The 17,134-nt window shown below is 51.9% G+C and carries 15 protein-coding genes; all 15 read right to left on the reverse strand.

All coding sequences use genetic code 11. The features are described 5' to 3' along the window. Window positions 1–8 precede the first annotated feature (8 nt). Window positions 9–1,448: a glycosyltransferase family 39 protein gene (locus tag V1224_13540; protein ID WWR15483.1), complete on the reverse strand. Its 1,440-nt coding sequence runs from the start codon at window positions 1,446–1,448 to the stop codon at window positions 9–11. Continuing rightward, complete coding sequence (locus tag V1224_13545) at window positions 1,432–2,391, reverse strand: glycosyltransferase family 2 protein (protein ID WWR15484.1); 960 nt, start codon at window positions 2,389–2,391, stop codon at window positions 1,432–1,434. The genes V1224_13540 and V1224_13545 overlap by 17 nt, the downstream gene beginning before the upstream one ends. Next, window positions 2,384–2,926 (reverse strand): GNAT family protein, encoded by a 543-nt coding sequence (locus tag V1224_13550; GenBank protein WWR15485.1) that lies wholly within the window; start codon window positions 2,924–2,926, stop codon window positions 2,384–2,386. The genes V1224_13545 and V1224_13550 overlap by 8 nt, the downstream gene beginning before the upstream one ends. Before the next feature lie 34 nt (window positions 2,927–2,960). Then, window positions 2,961–4,748 carry a hypothetical protein gene (locus V1224_13555; protein WWR15486.1) on the reverse strand — a complete coding sequence of 596 codons (1,788 nt, stop codon included), beginning with the start codon at window positions 4,746–4,748 and terminating at the stop codon, window positions 2,961–2,963. After that, window positions 4,745–5,875 carry a dTDP-4-amino-4,6-dideoxygalactose transaminase gene (rffA, locus tag V1224_13560; protein WWR15487.1) on the reverse strand — a complete coding sequence of 377 codons (1,131 nt, stop codon included), beginning with the start codon at window positions 5,873–5,875 and terminating at the stop codon, window positions 4,745–4,747. The genes V1224_13555 and rffA overlap by 4 nt, the downstream gene beginning before the upstream one ends. A 107-nt stretch (window positions 5,876–5,982) precedes the next feature. Then, window positions 5,983–7,659 carry a hypothetical protein gene (locus V1224_13565; GenBank protein WWR15488.1) on the reverse strand — a complete coding sequence of 559 codons (1,677 nt, stop codon included), beginning with the start codon at window positions 7,657–7,659 and terminating at the stop codon, window positions 5,983–5,985. Then, window positions 7,650–8,747: an acyltransferase gene (locus V1224_13570; protein ID WWR15489.1), complete on the reverse strand. Its 1,098-nt coding sequence runs from the start codon at window positions 8,745–8,747 to the stop codon at window positions 7,650–7,652. The genes V1224_13565 and V1224_13570 overlap by 10 nt, the downstream gene beginning before the upstream one ends. Further along, window positions 8,722–9,906 (reverse strand): UDP-2,4-diacetamido-2,4,6-trideoxy-beta-L-altropyranose hydrolase, encoded by a 1,185-nt coding sequence (pseG, locus tag V1224_13575; protein WWR15490.1) that lies wholly within the window; start codon window positions 9,904–9,906, stop codon window positions 8,722–8,724. The genes V1224_13570 and pseG overlap by 26 nt, the downstream gene beginning before the upstream one ends. Before the next feature lie 4 nt (window positions 9,907–9,910). Then, window positions 9,911–10,597 carry a PIG-L family deacetylase gene (locus V1224_13580; GenBank protein ID WWR15491.1) on the reverse strand — a complete coding sequence of 229 codons (687 nt, stop codon included), beginning with the start codon at window positions 10,595–10,597 and terminating at the stop codon, window positions 9,911–9,913. Next, entirely contained in the window at window positions 10,598–11,785 is a 1,188-nt protein-coding gene (locus tag V1224_13585; GenBank protein WWR15492.1) for a GNAT family N-acetyltransferase, read from the reverse strand. It abuts the gene before it with no gap. Then, window positions 11,782–12,831 (reverse strand): pseudaminic acid synthase, encoded by a 1,050-nt coding sequence (pseI, locus tag V1224_13590; protein ID WWR15493.1) that lies wholly within the window; start codon window positions 12,829–12,831, stop codon window positions 11,782–11,784. Before pseI ends, V1224_13585 begins: the two co-directional genes overlap by 4 nt. Window positions 12,832–12,875: 44 nt before the next feature. Next, entirely contained in the window at window positions 12,876–13,604 is a 729-nt protein-coding gene (gene pseF, locus V1224_13595) for a pseudaminic acid cytidylyltransferase (GenBank protein ID WWR15494.1), read from the reverse strand. A 41-nt stretch (window positions 13,605–13,645) separates the two neighbouring features. Beyond that, the gene (pseC, locus tag V1224_13600) at window positions 13,646–14,839 is read right to left on the reverse strand and encodes a UDP-4-amino-4,6-dideoxy-N-acetyl-beta-L-altrosamine transaminase (protein WWR15495.1); all 1,194 of its coding nucleotides are present in this window, start codon (window positions 14,837–14,839) and stop codon (window positions 13,646–13,648) included. A gap of 144 nt (window positions 14,840–14,983) precedes the next feature. Next, complete coding sequence (gene pseB / locus V1224_13605) at window positions 14,984–15,988, reverse strand: UDP-N-acetylglucosamine 4,6-dehydratase (inverting) (GenBank protein ID WWR15496.1); 1,005 nt, start codon at window positions 15,986–15,988, stop codon at window positions 14,984–14,986. A 119-nt stretch (window positions 15,989–16,107) separates the two neighbouring features. Then, complete coding sequence (locus tag V1224_13610; protein WWR15497.1) at window positions 16,108–17,133, reverse strand: glycosyltransferase family 2 protein; 1,026 nt, start codon at window positions 17,131–17,133, stop codon at window positions 16,108–16,110. Between the last annotated feature and the right edge of the window lies 1 nt (window position 17,134).

The raw sequence follows: 17,134 nt of genomic DNA on the forward strand, positions 1-17,134 counted from the left end.
CTTCCCCTTCAGGAATCCTCCGATTCAGGGACATCCGCCCCGATTCTCGTGATTCCGTAGATTTTGAAATCATTGTGCTCGATCCCATAGTTTCCCATAAAAGTACGCTGCCAGCCATATTGCGCCAGATAATCATCCGTCGGCGTCGGCCAGTAGATTGTATCCAAAAGCCAGATCGTATCATAGTCCGCCTGGCCAAGATCAATGTCCTGCCACAATACTTTCTGCGAATCATCCCAGTAACAGTCATAAATAAATTTATAACTCTCATAATTATAGGCAATGATGTCGTTCTCTTTCACATGCTCCGCCAGAAACGCCTCCGTCTGCGCCGTATGCGTCCACTCATATTCCAGATAGACAGACCGTTTATAATCTACGGCCCCGGTGCAGAGTAGAAACAAAAGCAGCGCCAGAAACACCTTTCTGTCCGCATATCTGGCCAAAGTAACGGCCAGCGCCAGCGCCACCAGCCCCATACACGGCAGCAGATAACGCACGATAAAGACCGGCCTCATCAGATTGGAAATGACGATGCCCGTCACTGCGGTCAATATGGGAACCGCCAGCAAAAGAAGGGAGTAGGCCCCTTCTTTTCTCTCCCTCTGTATCACGATCCTTCCTGCGGACAATACGATACCCGCCAGAAGCAGACAAAACCAGATGCCTGCAGACCACGGTATATCCATGCCGAATAAAAACGGAATAAACTCCCGGACCGTTTCGCCTGTGATCTCCTCAATCCAGTAGTTTCTCGATACCCCTTTGACCTGCAGCTCCATATAGGGCAGCCAGGGGAGAAAGATAACGACAGACGCCGCCACAGAGACAAGCCATTTACGCAGCTCCCTCCAGTCTGTGAAGGCGAGCGCGAGAAAGAGAAAACCATAGATCCATATGGCGGAGACGAAGGCAAAATAGTGGGTATATGCAGCCGCCGCGGAGGTGAGGACAACACCGGCAAAATGCCGCCATTTCCGCTCCGTATACGCCTCATAAGCCCACAGACTCATAAACGTGACAAAGAAAATCGCCCAGGAGTACATTCTCACCTGCACCGCATATTCCATCGTACAGGGTATGACCCCCAGAAAAAGCTGGAACAAAAGCGCCGCATGAAAGCCAAATTGCTTCCATACAACACCTGCGCCCCATGTCATACAAAGCAGCATCGGGATGATCGACACCAGCTTCAGCGAGAGCAGGCTGCTGCCAAACATGCCCGTAAAACATTTGGCAATCAGATAATAGAGCGGCGGATGCACGTCGGACGCGGTGCCGTGTAAAATGCCCGCAACATCCGATTTCAGGAGCTCTATCGTAAACGCCTCGTCCGTCCATATATTGTTGTTAAAACATAAGGAAAGATACACAAGGAAAAAGAGAACTGCAAAAGCTGCCAGAACCCCTTTTTTCTGCTTTCCCGTCAGATTATATTCCATTCTCATGTCCTTTTGGTCCGCTCTTTTGTCCGATCACTTCCCGGATCACATACTGCGGAGAATTATTGAGACTAATATAGATCCTGCCCACATATTCACCGATCAGTCCCAGCATCAGCATGATCATGCCGCCGATAAAGACAAGCGCCGACATCAGAGAGCTGAAGCCGATCGGTACATCCGGATTAATCAGACGTTTGACAACCGTATAAATACCATATAAAAACCCGCTGCCTGCGCAGAGCACACCGATCATCGTCGCAAAACGAAGAGGCTGGATCGAAAATGCCGTAAACCCGTTAAACCACAGTCCCAGCAGCGCTTTCATCGTATATCCTGAATGTCCGACTTCCCTCTGCCTGTGCGCAACTTCCACATTACCGATGTTTTTCGTCGTCCGCAGAACAAGCCCGATCACATACGGATAACAGTTCTCATAGCGCACTACCTCGTCGATCACAAACCGTCTGGCGGCAAAATAACTTGAGATGTAAAGCTCTTTCGGCTTACCGAGCATAAAGCGCGTCATGATCTCATTGACCTTGCTGCCAAAATTACGGAACGCCGTGTGCTGTTTATTGGAATACCGGGCATATACGACATCACGCCCTGCTTCAATCTCAGCCAGAAACCGTCCGGCATCTTCCGCCGGCGTCTGCCCGTCATCGTCGAGGCAGATGACAATATCCCCGGTCACATGCCGGAAACCGGCCATCAGCGCCGCGTGCTGGCCGAAATTTCTGGCCAGGGAAACGCCTGTAATATTGTTATGTTTTTCACAAAGTTTATGAATCACCTGCAACGTATGATCCGGTGAGCAGTCATTGACAAGAACGATCTCATAGCCATACTGCCGCAGTCCGTCCATCGTACGGCAGATTTCCTCCACGACCCGTTCCAGCGTCAGCTCCGAGCGATAACAGGGAATGACAAAACTGACTCTATCCATGATAGCCCTCCTGCGGATTGATCATCCGCATCAATATGAGATCTTTATAGATCCCCCGGATACATACCTCGTCTTTCAGATACGCTTCCTGCATAAACCCCGCTTTCTCATAGGACTTCCTCGCAATCTCATTATCTGCAAGTACCCGCAGAAATATTTTATGCAGATGCAGCTTTTCAAATCCATACCGTGAAATCAGGCGGATGCTCTCCGAGCCGATCCCATGCCCCATCTGCGCTTCCTCACCGATAAAGATCCCAAACTCCGCACGCCTGTGTGTCTGATCAATATCCCGCAGATAGACACTGCCCACATCGATACCCGCGTCAATACTGTGGATGATAAACTGTTCTACAATGCCTGTACCCACCTTATCGCGCAGCCATTCTCTGTGGCTTTCCGGTGTGAAAAGTGTCTGATATATGAAGTTTCTTCTCACATGATCGCTGTTGCGCCAGCGGACAATATTGTCTGTGTCTCTGTCCGTGATCGGCCGCAATATGACATGTTCTCCTGTGATCATTTCCTGTCCCACGTTTGTTTTTCCTTATCTGTTTGCTGTTCCGGTTTTATCGGATCAGATATACCGAAAAGTTCCCACACCTGTCCGTCTCCTGTATCGTAATCTCCCTGCCTTTTTCCGCAAAATACGCGGTGAGAAAGTCCGGACTTCTCTCTTCCCTCGTATTGTCCGCTGCAAAGTACGCCCTGCCTGCAAGCAGCCCCTCCGCCGCACTCTCAAAGCCTGACACCTGACGCTTTTGCTTCGAAAGCGGACTCTTCACACACCAGCCGCCCGGCAGATCAAAATTTCTGTAGGCAGGCGAAATGTCGGAAAACAGCTTCTCCGAATAAGCTACGGAGGAATAAACGTCAAGATAATAAAACTGCTCCGGCCGCTCGCGGCAGTATTGCTTCCACAACTGCCACTGGACATTGACCGACTGTCTGTCCTCATAGATCTGTTTTACCGATCCGATATGAAGAAACGCCGTACAGACAAATAAAACTGCATACATAGACAGTATAGCCGATTTTTGAAATTTTTTCCACCTGAATACATCCGTATCGGATACGAACAAGAGGACCAGCAAAATCAGTTCCATCAGATAAAGCGGATGCGTCACTCTTTCCGGCGCCCGGCCCCGGTACAGCAAAAACAGCCAGAGAGCTGTCCGCACCCCAAGCACCAGAGCCAGCTTCCCCAGCAGCAGCGGCTTTTTCTCCGCCAGCGCCGCTCTCGCAAGAAAGAAATATGTCACCACAAGTAACAGATCAAAGATCAGTTCTTCTCCATGTGTAAACCGGTAGCCATAGGCATAGACACTCTCATACAGCCTGCGCGCCATACTTTTTTCCTGATGCTGCGACGCATAGACCGCGATCTCATGCATCATCTGCGTATCGATGTCATCGTCCAGATCAAAATTATAATTTTCCAGCAGTGTATATTGCGCCTCGGACAGACCGATCGAGTCATAAAACTGCCGATTATTCTCATAAGAAGGAATCCCGTAAAAATCATAGAGTTCCGTGCGGTCATCAAAAAACTGCCGAAACCTGCGCCACTCCTCACTGCCATAGGCCGCACGATCCGCAATCAGCCCCGCCGCCAGAATGACTACCATCACTGCGAGCAAAAAGCCACAGCTTTTCACAAGAGCGATCCGTTCATTTCTGACACTTGTGTCATTTATATCGTCTTTCTTTATATTTCTGTCATTGCCGCCGCGAATCGCCGCCCAATCTTCTGCCACCCGGAAAAGCACTGCCAGCCCGAGAAGCGGACACAGGAGCATCACGATCTCCGTGCGCAGGTAAAAGGCCAGCCCGACCACTGCCGCAGTGACCAGATGATACACAGTAAACTCTGCGCTTCCGGCCCGCGGTCCGCGATAAACTCTCACAAGAGCGGCACAGACGAGCAGTCCTGCCGTCACCGTATACTGGACAAAGACAAATTCATACAGAAAAAGGACGCCTGTCCCGGCTGTGAGAAGAAGCGCTGCCACAGCCTTTTGTCTCCTGTCCCTGCACAGGCCGCAGAAGCTGTTGACGCCAAGCCAGAGTGCAAAAAACTGGCAGCCGCACAGAAAGAGCCCATACCAGGGGACAGCCGGCAAAATCCGGTAGCAAAGGCTGATACACAGGCCGAGCGGATAGAGCGACTGAATATTATGACCGTCAGGACTCCCGGTATAAGTGCCCGACAAAATATCCTTCATGGCCATATCATCATTCAGATCATAATAAAAGTCAAAGCAGACTGCCAGAATGATCCCCAGACCGATGACAATAAGCGCCGTCAGTCCCCGGTCTCTCCATCTGTCCCTTTGCTGCCCTGCCGCAGATTTCATACGCGATAGAACTCCTTCACTTTCCCCGTAATATAAGCGACTTCTTCGGATGTCAGCTTATAAAACATCGGCAGCCGGCAGAGCCGTTCGCTCTCTTTCGTCGTATAGTTATCATCTCCGTGGAACCTGCCGAATTTCAGTCCCGCCGGCGCCGTGTGCAGCGGAATATAATGAAATACCGACAAGATGCCGTTCTCTTTCAAAAAGGCCAGCAGAGCCGTCCGCTCCTGCAAGTCTTTTGCTTTGATATAAAACATGTGGGCGTTATGCACGCAATGCTCAGGGATCGTCGGCAGCTCCAGCAATCCTTTTTCCTGTAATGGCAAAAGCTGCTCATAATACTGATTCCAGAGAGCAAGCCTGTGATCGTTGATCTCGTCCGCCATCTCTAACTGCGCCCAGAGATAGGCCGCGTTCATATCGCTCGGGAGATAAGACGACCCAAAGTTGACCCACGTATATTTGTCGATCTGCCCACGGAAAAATTTACTGCGGTTCGTCCCCTTCTCTCTCAGTATTTCCGCTTCCTCCACATATTTTTCATCCCGGATCAGAAGCGCGCCGCCTTCGCCCATGCTGTAATTTTTTGTCTCATGGAAGCTGAATGCCCCGAAATCTCCGAATGTACCGAGCGCCTTTCCTTTATACGTGGAGAGAATCCCCTGCGCCGCGTCCTCAATCACGAACAGATGATGCCGGTCCGCGATGTCCATAATCGTGTCCATCTCACAGGCCACACCTGCATAATGGACTGGGACGATTGCTTTCGTCTTCTCCGTGACTGCAGCTTCAATCAACTTCTCATCGATATTCATCGTATCCGGCCGGATGTCGACAAACACCGGCGTCGCCCCCCGCAGCACGAAGGCATCGGCCGTGGACACAAAGGTGTAGGAAGGCATGATCACTTCGTCGCCCGGTCCGATCTGCGCCAGAAGTGCCGCCAGCTCGGTCGCATGAGTACAGGACGTCGTCAGCAGACACTTTCCCGTGCCTGTCCTCTCTTCCAGCCAGCGATTACACTTTCCTGTAAATTCCCCGTCGCCGCAGATTTTCTGCTTTTCCACCGCCTGACTGATGTAATGTAGTTCTCTGCCCGTATAGGGGGGAATATTAAATACGATCATGTTACTCCTCCTTCCGATCGGATGTATGGTATCATAGCAGTTTTTCTGATTGCAAATTTATATATCGTTCCCAGGTTTCCCAAACCGGATTTCCGGAATACCCGGCGTCAATGGTAGATTACCATTCTGTCGTTTTCGAATAATTTCTCATATTCGTATCTGTCCATAAATTCCTGCAAAAGCGCCGCTTTCCCATCCGTCGGCACATAACGTTTTCCGATGATGACGGCCGGTCTCACCGCGTCGATCGTGCTCTCCACTTCCGCAAAATCCCGCTCCCAGAACGTCATATTATAAGACTCCAGGTTGGCCCATGTGCTCGTGATGGCAGAGGGTGCATCCAGCAGATAAGAAAGCCCCGGTATATCGCCGTAGAGAATGACCGGCGTACCCTGCATTTCCTGCGTCTCCCAGAACGCCGTCACCTCTTCCAGTGCGGCCGCATTGGCCTGTGTCGTGTACATACCCCTTAGTATACCATTATTTTCTATTTTTGCATCTCTTTTTTCGCCATAACTGCCATCCCGGAAAATAAATACCGTGCCAAAACCAATGCTCTGTACCGCGAGCACAGCCAGACAGCCGATCGCCACCGCACGCACCGGAAACTGTCCCGGCAGAAATCTGCTGAGAAAGTACAGCGTCACCGGCGCGATCAGAAACAGGTCGTTGATGACCGGATAAGACCGGTTGTTGCTGCCCAGCGGCAGGATCAGGATCGTCACCAGCGTCAGCATGGCCAGCACTCTCTCCCGCTCATCCGTATCTTTATGGAAAAGCGCCAGCGCGCTGCATCCAAGGGCCGCCGTATTGAACAGGCTGACCCACCAGAAGATAGAAAAATACGTATGATAGTCAAAGCCAAACATACCACGGCCATAGACAAGCCGTAAGAGCACGAGAAATCCCAGCACGAATACAATTTTTTTTGCCCTGACAAACCGTTCTTTTCTTATATGAAAAAATAACAGTCCGGCCGCCATATACCCCAAAAACAAAAGGCCCCATTTCATACTGCCAAGATAATCGATGAATGCACCGGCGATCATCTCCCCCGCGGAGTAACCGCTGGCGCCGCCCGACATCTGCTGCAGCCCGAACAGCATTGTGAAATACCCGGACAAGCCGTACTGCATCCGTATCATAAGCAGAAAAGCGGCAATGCCCACGGCATATCCGATCACACAATACAAGGTATCCTGCACAACCTGCAATACGTTTCGTTTCCGCAGGAAACCGTCATACCACAGACCAAGGATAAGCGCCATATGCGTCAGATTGGAAAAGCGCACACCCACGCCCAGCCCCAGCACGATTCCCGCCGTTACATAATACCATTTCTTCTCTGTGACAATGCCCCCGTATAAGAGCACGGTGCCCCCGATCAGTACCAGATAAGTCAGATAATTATATAAGATCACGTGCGGACACCAGCAAAGCAGAACTGCCAGCACCTCCCCGGCAAATACGATCCCGAACGGAATCTTTTCTTTCAGAAAGTACCAAGCACAGAGCGCAGTGGCGCTGACTACAAGCGAACAATAGAGATTCATTCCCAGCATCGTATTCCCAAACGGCAGTTTCGTGAACAGATGTCCTGCCGCATTGGCAAGGTATGTGACATAGACCCACATGCCGTCCAGTTCCCCGAACCAGCGGAAACAGGCAAGATTATAGCCTGTGTCACTGATGTCCACCCCCATGGCAATATGCCGCAGGGGAAGCAGTAATAAAATCAGCGGACAGATATAATTTTTCAGCGCAGCTCTCGTCTTCACAGACATGATGTCGTCCTCTTTCCAATCTTCTCAAACAGATATTGTCTCCCAAAGTCGATCATCATACACACCGCGTATACGATCACAATGCTGATGATCCAGTGCAGCACAAACAGCGGCGTATGAGCAGATTTCCCGGCCCCGAGCCACTGTGGCCAGCGATAGCGCAGTTCCATATGCTCATGGATCAGATAGACCCCGAAAGAGGCGGAAGCGATCCTGCAGATCACAGCGGAAGCCTTCCCTTCCGGTATCCGGACTGCCCGGAACGCCAGAAAGAGAAAAACCGCCGCCAGCAGACATAACATACTGTTGTAATGATATTGTCTGTTGATATACCGCACAAGACTGCCTGTCCTGATATAAAATGCCCGCACGACACACAGACTCAAGAAAATAGCCAGACTGCACAGAAGATAACCGGCCAGCGCAGGCTGCGGCTTTTTCATAAAAAGTATCCCGGCAAACCGCTGCCCGCCGCCCGCCGTTTCCGCTCCGTGATAGCGAATATAGGCGCCGATCATATACAGACAGAGAAACCAGATCGCATCATAACCGAGCCGGTCAGTCGGTAATTCCACCGGCAGAATGCTCTTACTCACAGACAACAAAAGCAGTAACATGCAAATCCCCTGCCCGTATGTTTTCCGTGGCAGCGCACGCAATGTATCGTTCATCAATGGCGCCAGCAGAGCCATCAGAATATAGGCCGTGACAAACCAGTAATGCTCCTCGATAACCGGAAACAGATAGTTCATGAGCTGATAGACGTTCAGCCTAGGCAGCGGCAGGACGCCCGCCATGACCAGGACCGCTGCGATCCCCACACAGTAGAAGACCACCTGCAGCCACAACGTTACGACTTTCATCGGACGATAACCGCTCTCCGCAAGAAAATAGGCGCTGATCAGCACATATACATTGACGGCGCAGACGCAGAACGCTTCCAGCCCCCATGCCAGATAACCTGTCGCGCCATACTGCGGCGTCTCCGGCACGGGCAGGATTCCGCCCTTATCCAGATAGTGCATGGTAATGATCATCAACATCGCTATGATCCGCAGTAATTCAAAATTCGCTTCCCGCTTCTTCATCCTTTTCATTCCTCTGCGGCTCATACACCGCTTTCCGTTCAGGATCAGCCATAAGCGCAGCCGCGATCCGCTCCGCGCCTCTGCCGTCCGTCAGCCGCCCCATCTGCTCCCGGATGCGGCCGCGCAGATCCCTGTCCTGCTCCAATCTGTCCAGTGCCGCCAGCAGATTATCCAGCGTTTTCTCTTCTTCCAGCGCCATATTGCCCGCATTTCTGATCTCTGTCAACCGGTCAAAGCATTCCGCCATCTGCCGCTGGTTTTCCGCAAAATAAAAGCATACTGCCGGCAGTCTCATACTGCACAGCTCATACATTGTGCTGCCGGCAGCGCTGACAGCAATGTCACATTTCTCCATGAGAGCCGCCATTTCCGTCACATTCTCATGAACGATAAATTCCGGCTCTTCCCCGGAGAGAGCCCGAAGCATCTTTTTCTGCTGCGAAAAAGGCCCGCATACGATATGATAGCGGATGCCCCGATGTCGTCCCTGCGCTTTCTCCCGCGCCAGCCGGCGGCACAGTTTGCCCGCCGCATTGACCTGATCGCCGCCACCGGTCGTCACGAGTACGTCCATCACCGTATCACACACCCGGCTTCGCCGTCCGCCCTGAAACTCTGCGCGCAGCGGCGCATACCGGCAGCCAAGCAGACATTTTTGCGGCAGAGAGATCTCCGACTCAGAATACCATTGCCGATAAGGCAGCCTGTCTCCATAAATATTGTAATCAATCAGCAGATCGACCGGCCAGACCGGTTTTCCCATATCGTCAATATAGGCCGTCTTTGCCCATCTGTCCAGCTCTTCCATATAATGCCCTGTCACAAAATAACTGTCAACGAGAATCCATGTCTCCCGTTCTTTCCATGCAGAACTTCCGGCAAATGTCCGGTCAGTATTTGAAAAAGGCGCCTGGATGTGGAAAAATTCCCGCACATATCTCTGAAAGACCGGCAGCTCCGTCTCCATCTCTTTATAAGAAGTCTCCAGCACAGTATGCGCATATCCCCTGCCTGCCAGCAGTGCTTTCGTCTCCGGCCCGGCCGTGACAAAGGCCACTTCCGCACCGGCCTTACGCAGCGCGTCAGCAATCGAAAGGCAGCGCATCATATGTCCCATGGCGATCTCGCGGTTGCCGTCGGCCCTTATTATGACACGCATGTTATCACTCCTTGATAATCCGGACTGCTTCAAAGGCCTCCACAAAGCGGCCGCCGGCAACTCCACCCCATCGAACTGCCGTGGCCCGCAGCATTTCCAGCGAGCGGGGATGCGGGTAGGCGCACAGCTCTGTCCGGTACTGTTTCATGGCCTCCAGCTTCCTCTCAAACTGTTTTTCTGTCAGTTTCATAAATACGTTCGGCGCAAACTGTGCATCGCCGTATTCAAAATTCCATTCCGTAGAGGACACTGTCTCGAACGTATAGAGCTCTTTCACCGGCTGACCCGCCATCGGACGTGTGGCCGTCAATACCGCCCTGAATGTCATCTGATGATCCACATTCAGATCGCCTCCGTGATGCGTATAAACGACCGTGGGCTGCAGATCGCGGATTCTGCGTTCGACTGCTTTGACAATGTCCAACAGATCGACACTGTCAAAGCGGTTGTCTGCAAAATTTTCAAAGAATACCCGCTCAATGCCAAGCACCGCCGCCGCCCGCTGCGTGTCTCCATGAAGCTGGTCCAGCAGCTTTGCCCCGGCTTCCTCCCGCCGGTCAAAGCGGGAAGTCTGCCCCTCTCCGAGAATCAAAGCACAGACCTTGTCGCCGGCCTCGACATGTTTCGCAATCGCGCCGCCCACACCGAGTATTTCATCGTCCGGGTGGGCTGCCACTACCAAAATGTTCATCTATTTCCCTCTCTTTTCAAAGCGGACTCTGGCCGTCACTGTCCCGTCCGCACAGTCCGCCTCATAAAACCGCAGCCTGTAGTCTCCCAGCTCCACAAACGCACCCGGGTATCCCTCTCCGTCGAGCATCCGGATATAGTCGTAAATCGTCTTCTCATCCATCTCCGGCAGCAGTCTCCCGTCCTCGGGTTTCCTGCGCCGGAACACAACCGCCTCGCCTCTCTGCGGTACAGGCTGCGGATGATTCGCGAGCAGATCAGGAATCATTTTCCGAAAGATCAGATCTGATGCCCGACGCAGGATTTCGTCCGCCGTTCCCCGCAATTCCAGATCTTCTTTCATATAAATATCGCCCGTATCGATCCCTTGGTCCACACGCAGCGCCGAGAGCTTCGTACGCGTAAAGCCTCTCACGATCAGATTCTGCAGCGGGCTGCCGCCTCTGCCATACGGAAGATCTGTCATGTGAAAGACGACACACCGGTAACTGCCGAATATCTCCTCCGGTATGAGATAAGACCAGTGCGGGAAAAAAACATACTCCGGTCTGACTGCCTGAAGCGTCTGTGTGGTCAGATCCGCCTTGTCCGTTATCACATGTACATCGTATTTCCCTTCATACTGCTGCCGCAGTTTCTCAGCATTGGCAATATTCCATGATTTCTGTGTACAGATCACGACCGACGGCCGGCGGGCGTCCGCTGTCTTTGCACATTCCCTCTCCAGTACGACATAGTCGCCTCTGTCCTGTGTCATCGCAAACCCGCACTTTTCAAACACTCTCATAGAAGCCGGATTGCTTTTTTTCACACAGGCCGAGAATTTGCGGCAGCCATCGGCAGCCAGCCGCATTGCCTCTTCCAGCAGTCTGGTACCGTATCCTCTGCCACGAAACGCAGAGACGACAGAATAATCGATCTCCGAAGTTCCGTCACTGCTGTCCAGCCGGATCTGCCCGATCGGTTTTTCTGACATATGTGTCATATCAGCCATCGTCTCCGCCGTGATATAACCGATATAGATCCGGCAATTTTCATCCTGCAGTTTTCCTTTCAGCCATTTCACATGCTCATCCCACAGGATCTCCTGCTGCCGGAACGCATTTCTCCTCACATCGATGTCATTGGCCCAGGAGAACAAAAGTTCCGCATCGTCAAGCGATGCCCTTCTCAGGAAAATGTCCTTCATTTCTCTATCATCTCCATCTGCAGCGGTGTCCCCCGCTTCATATCAGCTGCCGCCCGCTTACCCAGTACCTGTTCATAATATTTCGGTTCCAGTCCGTTACTCGGACGGATGATGCGGATATTTTCAGGGGTGAGCGCTTCTCCGGCACGAATGTCCGCCACGACAAAGATCGAGCGCCGGAATGCCAGATTCCCCTGCTCAGACGCTGTCGGGCCGAACGTCACCTGTCCGATGGCCCGCTCCGCCGCCCGCACATCGCGCACCATAGACGCAAACTCGTCCGGCTCCATGGAAAACGACGCATCAGGATTTTCAATTTTCCGATCCAGGCAGAAATGTTTCTCGATAATGCTGCCGCCCATGGCCGCCGCCGCCACCGCTCCGATCGAACCGGCAGAGTGATCGGATAAGCCTACCGGCAGAGCAAACTGCTTTTTCAGTTCTGCCATCGCCGCCAGATTCATATTGTCCGAGATCGCCGGATAGGCGCTGGCACAGCGCAGCAGGGCAAGCTGGCTGTTTCCTGCCGCACGCACCGCCTCTACCGCCTCCGTGATCTCCTGCAGCGTTCCCATACCGGTCGACATAATGACCGGCTTTCCTTTCGAAGCCACATAGCGGATCAGCGGAATATCTACCAACTCAAAAGAGGCGATCTTGTAAAACTCCATGCCGATACTCTCCAGAAAATCGACCGAAGTCCTGTCAAAGGGCGTCGAGAAGAAGTCGACTTCCACTTTCTCTGCCTCTGCTTTCAGCTCCGCCTGCCACTCCCAGGGCGTATAGGCTTTCTGATAGAGGCCGTACAGGTTTTCTCCCTTCCAAGTCCCTTCGGTTATGTTGAAATACTCATTGTGACAGTCGATCGTCATTGTATCCGCCGTATAAGTCTGTATTTTCACACAGTCTGCCCCGGCCTCTTTCGCCGCATGAATGATCTCCCTGGCATATTGCAGACTGCCGGCATGATTGGCCGACATCTCCGCTATGATATAGACCGGCTCTCCATCGCCGACTTTTCTGTTTTTTATCGTTATTGTGTTCATATCTGTTCCCCGCCGTTTCGCTCAGTCCGTATGATTCATGGAACTTAAATTATCCCACTGTTTGTATGGCCCGTTTCCCTTGCATGTTCCTGCATGATCCGGTATTTCAGTTCCGCCAGTTCCCAGTCCGTCTCATTGTCGATGTCCTGTACTTCCATCTCCGGCATCTCGATCGACAACATCCGATCCGTAAAAATCTGTCTTTTTTCCATAAATGTCTCTGTTTTCATACAATAAAACTGCCCACAGTCATGAAAGTACGGCTCCAGATCCTGTGAACGGCTGGCCGCATGCCGCGGATACTTCATCACAGTCAGACCGTCCCGTATGACAAATGCACGCTGCGGCGGAAATGAGAACCGTACGACCGGTACGACCGCATCCACGGACGATTCCTCCAGCAGTGCAACCGCCTGCTTCAGCTTGTCCGCAGTCACAAAGGGAGCGGTCGGATAAATACAGCAGACCGTCTCGAATGTCCGGCCCCGCTTTTCATATTCCGTCAATACTTCCAGCAGCACATCTGCCGTCGTGGCATAATCACCCGCTGTTTCTGTGCTTCTCATAAAAGGCGTCTTCGCCCCCGCCTCTCTTGCCGCCTGCGCAATCTCCTCGCTGTCCGTCGAGACCATAACTTCCGTGAACAGTCCGCTGGTAACCGCCGCCTGCACGGGGTACGCCAGAATCGGCTTCCCACAAAACAGACGGATATTTTTCTTTGGTATTCTCTTGCTGCCGCCCCTGGCAGTAATGATAGCGACCCGCTCTTTCATCTATCTACCTCCCACACTTCTCTGCCACGAAACCGCCTGTCTCATTTCCGATAATACGTACAGATCTTCCGCACAGCCATGATCACATCCTCCACATCTTCGTCTGACATGGCATAATAGAGAGGCAGGCTCAGCATCTCCTCATACAGCTTTTCCGCCTCCGGGCAGATCCCCTTTTCATATCCCAGTTTTTCATAATAAGGATGCCAGTAGACCGGGATATAATGTACGTTACAGAATATGTTCTCTGCCGCCATCGCCTCGAAAAACGCCTTACGGCCGATCTTCAGCCGTTCCGGTCTGATGCGCAGAATATACAGATGCCTTGTCGTGTCGGACTCCGGAATCTCCTCCTGTACGACGATTTCCGGCAGCTCCCGGAATGCCTCGTTATATCTCTCTACGATTTCTTTTCTTCTGCGGATAAAATACTCCAGTTTATCCAACTGACTGTTAATCAGCGCCGCCTGCATGTCGGTCATACGATAATTCATACCCAGCGCCACCTGTTCATAATACCAGCCGCCGTGAGACGGATGCTGCAAAAGCGCCTCCTCCCTCGTAATCCCATGTGTCTGATAGAGTTTCAGCTTTGTATACAATGCATCGTCATTCGTCAGCACCGCGCCGCCCTCGCCGCCGGTTACCGTTTTCACCGGATGAAAGCTGAACGTCGTCATATCCGAGATCGACCCGACCGGCCGCCCCTTATACAGCGTGCCGATCGAATGCGCCCCATCCTCGATCAGAACAATCCCGTCTCTGTGACAGAGCTCCAGCAGCGGCTCAAGCTCCGCCGCCTGTCCGGTAAAATCTACGGCCACGACCGCTTTCGTCCGCTCCGTGATCTGCTCCCGCACCTTGTGCGGATCAATATTATATGTTCTGGCATTGATGTCCGCAAACACCGGTTTCGCCCCGCAGTACAGTGCACAGTTCGCCGAGGCCGCAAAGGTGATCGGCGTCGTAATCACTTCGTCGCCTTCCTTTATGCCTGCCGCCTGGCATGCCATGTGCAGAGCCGCCGTCCCATTGCTGGCCAGCACCGCATGTTTCGCACCGGTCAGCTGACACAGCCTGTCCTCCAGCTTCGTGATCTCAGGACCGCATGTAAGAAAATCGCTCTTCAGCACCTTCACGACCGCCTGTATGTCCGCATCATCGATATACTGATGTCCATAAAATAATTTCGTGCTTCTGACTGGCTTACCACCCTCTGCTGCCGGTCTTTCCATACTTCCTACTCCCTTTCTACTGTCGGTAACGATATTGTGATAAAACCGGAAATTCCGGCAGTCACCGCTCCCATACAAAACAGAATCCCCGGGCCGAGCACGGATCACAGACTCGCCACAGGGACCCTATCAAAATACGTCCATCTATTTTTCCAATTCCACAGTTTTCAAAAGCTCTCTGATCTCCTCCACACTCAGCCACTGGCTGTTGCTGCCGGAGCTGTAAGAGAATCCTTCCGGCACCTTTTTCCCCGTGGGCTGGGGTACCCTGCTCTTGCTCCACACCATCTGCGGATATACGATAAAATGCTTGTCATACTCATAGGTCGTCATGGAGTCTTCCACTGTCACCATGATCTCATGGAGCTTTTCTCCTTCGCGGATTCCCACTTCCGGCATCACACAGCCAGGCAGCATTGCCTGTGCCAGATCAGTGACTTTAAAGGACGGAATCTTGGAGATAAAGGTCTCTCCGCCTTTTGCCTCCTCCAGCGCCTTGACTACGAGCTCTATGCCCTCGGTCAGACTGATCCAGAAACGGGTCATCCGATAATCGGTGATCGGCAGCTCCTTGCCGCCGTTTTGCAGAATATTGTAAAAGAACGGAATGACGGAGCCTCTGCTTCCGGCCACATTGCCGTATCTGACAATGGAAAAACTAATATCTTTGGAACCGGCATAGGCATTGGCCGCGATAAACAGTTTGTCCGACACCAGTTTCGTACCGCCGTACAGATTTACCGGATTGACCGCCTTGTCGGTGGACAGAGCCACCACTTTTTTCACACAGCCGGCATCCAGCGACGCATCAATCACGTTTTGTGCGCCGTGGATATTCGTCTTGATCGCCTCGTCCGGATTGTATTCACAGGACGGCACCTGTTTGAGCGCCGCCGCGTGGATCACATAGTCCACACCTTCCAGCGCCCTCCGAAGGCGCTCTTTATCCCGCACATCTCCGATGAAAAAGCGCAGCTGATTTTTCTCATTCAGACTTTTAAATTCATTCTGCATGATAAACTGCTTAAACTCATCTCTGGAATAAATGATAATCTTCTTCGGATCATAATGCGTCAGTACATATTTGGTAAAACATTTTCCAAACGACCCGGTCCCTCCGGTGATCAATATCGTTTTATCGTTTAACATTGCATGTCCTCCAGTTTTTCAAACCAAAACAGATCATTCGGTTTGCTGATTTCAGGTTTCATAAGAGTTGTTTTTGTATTCTACCACAATTTTCCAGTATTAGCAAATTTGCACTGTTATTACTTTTTCCTTTTCCTCCATTTTCTATACGCCGTCAGCAGTTCATAATAAGCCAGAAACAGCAGACTGGACTTCATATGGAGGCGGATGAGCTTTTTCTGCTCCCTGTCATACTCCTGCCGAAAGTAAGAATTGTCCTGAAAGTCCGGAAATTCACGGAGCAGTCCCCGCTTCAGCTCATTCAGAAAATGGAGTTTCGGACGGCTGACTCCAATCACATACGTAAACAGCGTATTCACATAATAGAGTTTTGTGTAGGCAAATTCCAGTTCCGACCGGTATCGCTCATAAAAGCCATATGCCCGGCACTGTTCCACAAGCAGCTCGCCCGCGCGCATCCGGTCACGGCACTTCGCCTCGCTGATGGCGTGCGTCGTAGACACTGTGTCCTGATAATAATAATAAAGCGGCTCCTCCACCTTCTCAAAATGCCTGAAATGCAGCATCCATACCGGCCCCGCACAGTTATCTTCATAGAAGATCCCTTCCGGGAACCGGAGATGGTACTTATCTATAACTTCTTTTCGATAGATCTTGATGACCATACTGCATGGATTGCGCATCAGCTTTTTATATTTTTCCTCATCAAGCGGCCCGGTCTGATCGATGGTATTGGCGTTGACGATACGTCCGATCTTCATGCTGTGCTCATGCGTCTCATGCAGATCGCAGCCCACGACATCCGCTCCCGTCTCCCCGGCTTTTGCCAGCAGCTTTTCATACATATCAGGCGCCGCCCAGTCATCGCCGTCCATAAACCCGACCCATTCCCCTTTGGCATGTGCAAGGCCGAGATTGCGGGCGCCGCCCTGTTTTCGGTTTTCCGGCGTGCGCAGCGCCCGCACTTTTTCCGGATAGCGCCGCCCGTATTCCAGCAACAGCTCATACGTCTCATCGGGAGAACAGTCGTCCACCGCCACAATCTCGTAATCTTCCACCGTCTGATTCACAAGTGAATCCATACAGTACTTCAGTTTTCTGCCCGCTGCCATGTTATAAAACGGCACGATAATACTCAGTTTCATC

Source organism: Lachnospiraceae bacterium JLR.KK008 (assembly GCA_037015955.1).
In the GTDB taxonomy this organism is placed as follows: domain Bacteria; phylum Bacillota; class Clostridia; order Lachnospirales; family Lachnospiraceae; genus VSOB01.

Coding starts and splice junctions, on each gene's coding strand:
- V1224_13540 (WWR15483.1), bottom strand. CDS start 1,448: ATGAGAATGGAATATAATCTGACGGGAAAGCAGAAAAAAGGGGTTCTG.
- V1224_13545 (WWR15484.1), bottom strand. CDS start 2,391: ATGGATAGAGTCAGTTTTGTCATTCCCTGTTATCGCTCGGAGCTGACG.
- V1224_13555 (WWR15486.1), bottom strand. CDS start 4,748: ATGAAATCTGCGGCAGGGCAGCAAAGGGACAGATGGAGAGACCGGGGA.
- rffA (WWR15487.1), bottom strand. CDS start 5,875: ATGATCGTATTTAATATTCCCCCCTATACGGGCAGAGAACTACATTAC.
- V1224_13565 (WWR15488.1), bottom strand. CDS start 7,659: ATGTCTGTGAAGACGAGAGCTGCGCTGAAAAATTATATCTGTCCGCTG.
- V1224_13570 (WWR15489.1), bottom strand. CDS start 8,747: ATGAAGAAGCGGGAAGCGAATTTTGAATTACTGCGGATCATAGCGATG.
- pseG (WWR15490.1), bottom strand. CDS start 9,906: ATGCGTGTCATAATAAGGGCCGACGGCAACCGCGAGATCGCCATGGGA.
- V1224_13580 (WWR15491.1), bottom strand. CDS start 10,597: ATGAACATTTTGGTAGTGGCAGCCCACCCGGACGATGAAATACTCGGT.
- V1224_13585 (WWR15492.1), bottom strand. CDS start 11,785: ATGAAGGACATTTTCCTGAGAAGGGCATCGCTTGACGATGCGGAACTT.
- pseI (WWR15493.1), bottom strand. CDS start 12,831: ATGAACACAATAACGATAAAAAACAGAAAAGTCGGCGATGGAGAGCCG.
- pseF (WWR15494.1), bottom strand. CDS start 13,604: ATGAAAGAGCGGGTCGCTATCATTACTGCCAGGGGCGGCAGCAAGAGA.
- pseC (WWR15495.1), bottom strand. CDS start 14,839: ATGGAAAGACCGGCAGCAGAGGGTGGTAAGCCAGTCAGAAGCACGAAA.
- pseB (WWR15496.1), bottom strand. CDS start 15,988: ATGTTAAACGATAAAACGATATTGATCACCGGAGGGACCGGGTCGTTT.
- V1224_13610 (WWR15497.1), bottom strand. CDS start 17,133: ATGAAACTGAGTATTATCGTGCCGTTTTATAACATGGCAGCGGGCAGA.